The organism is Streptosporangium sp. NPDC049644 (assembly GCF_040675205.1).
Lineage (GTDB): Bacteria > Actinomycetota > Actinomycetes > Streptosporangiales > Streptosporangiaceae > Streptosporangium > Streptosporangium fukuiense.
The window spans coordinates 1-2,000 of sequence record NZ_JBFAOJ010000245.1; the positions used below are offsets into that span (position 1 = coordinate 1).

A 2,000-nucleotide genomic window follows, 5' to 3' on the forward strand; every position below is an offset into this window, starting at 1 on the left:
TCCAGCTCCGCGATCACCGCGTCCAGCGCCTCGGCGAACACCGGGAACCGGGCGTACAACTCCCGGCCCATCCCCACCCGCTGGCTCCCCTGACCGGTGAACAACACCGCAAGCCTCGGCTCCGGCGCGGCCACCCCCGGCACCACCCCGGCATGGGGACGGTCCTGTGCGAGCGCGTCCAGACCGGCCAGCACGCCTTCGCGGTCGCTCGCCAGCACCACCGCACGGTGCTCGAACGACGAACGCGTCGTCGCCAGCGAGAACGCCAGATCGGCCAAGGCCGGCTCATCGTGGCTCTCCAGGTACGAGGCCAGTTGCCCGGCCTGCGCGCGCAACGCCTGATCGGTCCGGCCCGAGACCAGCAGCGGCACCGGCGACCCGCCGTCCAGCACGGGCGCCGGGGGCTCGGCCGCCACATCCGCGGCTTCGGCGCCCTGCTCGACCGGAATCTGTTCGATGATCACGTGGGCGTTGGTGCCGCTGATCCCGAACGAGGACACCCCCGCCCGCCACGGCCGCTCCACCCCAGGCCACGCCCTAGCCTCGGTCAGCAGCTCCACCGCACCCGCCGACCAGTCCACATGCGACGACGGCGCATCCACATACAGCGTCCGGGGCAGCACCCCGTGCCGCATCGCCATGACCATCTTGATCACACCCGCGACACCCGCGGCGGCCTGGGTGTGACCGATGTTCGACTTGATCGACCCCAGCAGCAGCGGCCGATCCTCCGGCCGGCCCTGACCATAGGTCGCCAGCAGCGCCTGCGCCTCGATCGGGTCACCCAGCGTCGTACCGGTCCCGTGCGCCTCGACCGCGTCCACCTCAGACGGCGAAAGCCCCGAAGCGGCCAGCGCCTGACGGATCACCCGCTGCTGCGACGGACCGTTCGGCGCCGTCAGACCATTCGAGGCGCCATCCTGGTTGACCGCCGACCCGCGCACGACCGCGAGCACCTGATGACCGTTGCGGCGGGCGTCCGACAGCCGCTCCAGCACCACCACGCCGATGCCCTCGCCCCAGCTCGTGCCATCCGCCGCATCCGCGAACGCCTTGCACCGGCCGTCAGCGGCCAGCCCGCCCTGAGCACTGAAGTCGATGAACGCCCCCGGCGACGCCATCACCGTCACACCACCGGCCAGCGCCAAAGAGCACTCACCCGAGCGCAGCGCCTGCGCCGCCAGATGGATCGTCACCAGCGAGGACGAACACGCCGTGTCCACCGTCATCGCCGGCCCCTCCAGGCCCAGCGCATACGAGATCCGGCCCGACAGCACACTGCCCGCGTTACCGGTCCCGAAGAAGCTCATCACATCCGGCGGGAACTCCACACTGGAGGCATAATCGTGATAGCTGACCCCGGCAAACACCCCGGTACGACTGCCACGCATGGAAAGCGGGTCGATCCCGGCCCGCTCGACCGCCTCCCACGACACCTCCAACAGCAGCCGCTGCTGCGGATCCATCGCCAAAGCCTCACGCGGCGAGATCCCGAAGAAGCCCGGATCGAACTCATCCGCCTCGTGCAGGAAGCCACCCTCACGCACATAGCTGGTGCCCCGGCTCTCCCGATCCGAGCTGAACAGAGCACCCAGATCCCAGCCACGGTTCGTGGGAAACTCACTGATCCCGTCTCCGCCTTCGGCCACCAGCCGCCACAGATCATCGGCGGACCTGACCCCGCCCGGGTAGCGGCACGCCATCGCCACGATCGCGATCGGATCATCCGCGACCGAGGCGAGAACGGCCGGACTGATCACGTCGGCGTGCTTGCCGAGCAGTTCGCCCAGCACGAACTCCCCGAGCACGACCGGTGTCGGGTAGTCGAACACCATGGTCGCGGGCAGCCGCAAGCCCGTCACCGCGCTCAGCTTGTTACGCAGTTCCACCGCGGTGAGCGAGTCCAAGCCCAGCTCGCGGAACTCCCGCCGCACCTCCACCAGCTCCGGCGACGCGTGCCCCAAGACCAGCGCGGCCTGCGCACGTACCAACTCCACCAC

General features: G+C 69.9%; 1 protein-coding gene. It reads right to left on the reverse strand.

Annotated elements, in window-relative coordinates; all coding sequences use genetic code 11:
- On the reverse strand, nucleotides 1-1,991 hold a 1,991-nt coding region (locus tag AB0J58_RS44810; protein WP_364227912.1), incomplete at its 3' end, for a beta-ketoacyl synthase N-terminal-like domain-containing protein.
- Nucleotides 1,992-2,000: the final 9 nt, after the last annotated feature.